The organism is Streptomyces sp. bgisy159 (assembly GCF_057707805.1).
This window is the reverse complement of the sequence record NZ_JBYIQX010000126.1, coordinates 1-852: the sequence shown is the minus strand read 5'-3', so window position 1 is coordinate 852 and position 852 is coordinate 1. Positions and strand designations below refer to the sequence as shown.

The window sequence follows — 852 nt, the reverse complement described above, 5'->3', positions numbered from 1 at the left end:
AGACGACGTCTCATTTGGTGAGTCGGCGGTAGCAAATGAGGGTGCAGGCGATGGCGGTGAAGGCCAGGAAGTGTTCGGCTTTGCGTTCATAGCGGCGGTGGAGCCGACGGCAGCCGGCGAGCCAGGCCATGGTGCGCTCGATCGTCCAGCGGTGGCGGCCCAGACGTGTGGAGGATTCAATGCCCTTGCGTGCGATGCGGTGCGTGATACCGCGCTTGCGCAGCCATCGACGCAGGTGGTCGTAGTCGTAGCCCTTGTCGGCGTGCAGCTTGGCGGGCTTGCGTCGGCGTGGGCCGCGGCGGGAGCGGATCGGCGGGATCCCGCGGACCAGGGGCTGCAGGGCCTGGCTGTCGTGGAGGTTGGCGCCCGATATACCGACGGAGAGGGGCAGACCAGTCCGCTCGGTGATCAGGTGGATCTTCGAGCCCTTCTTGCCCCGATCGACAGGATTCGGACCTGTCAGGTCCCCCCTTTCAGGGCCCGCATGTTCACCGAGTCGATCGCACACCTCGACCAGTCCAGGTCTCCGCGAGCGCCGAGTTCATCCAGCACCAGGCGGTGCAGTTTGGCCCAGACCCGGGCCCTGCTCCATTCACTGAACCGGCGGTGCGCGGTCGGCCCCGACGGGCCGAAGGATGGCGGTAACTGCTTCCATGTGCACCCTGACGTGGCCACGAACACAATCGCGGCCAGCACCTCGCGATCCCCGTACCGCCGTCGGCCACCACCTTGAGGCCGTGTCGGGGCTGGCGGCACCACCCGCGCGAACAACTCCCACAACTCATCCGGCACCAGGCGCTCCACGATGTCCACGACCGCAGACTATCGAACACGCCAAATGAGATGTCTTCT

At 66.3% G+C, this 852-nt stretch carries 1 protein-coding gene; it reads right to left on the bottom strand.

What is annotated here, in order from left to right; genetic code table 11:
* Window positions 1–10 precede the first annotated feature (10 nt).
* Window positions 11–804 (bottom strand): IS5 family transposase gene (locus tag AC3ET3_RS36105; protein ID WP_435613734.1). Its coding sequence is split into 2 segments (ribosomal slippage): window positions 11–469 and window positions 472–804, totalling 792 coding nucleotides; the frame shifts between segments, so codons are not numbered across the junction.
* Between the last annotated feature and the right edge of the window lie 48 nt (window positions 805–852).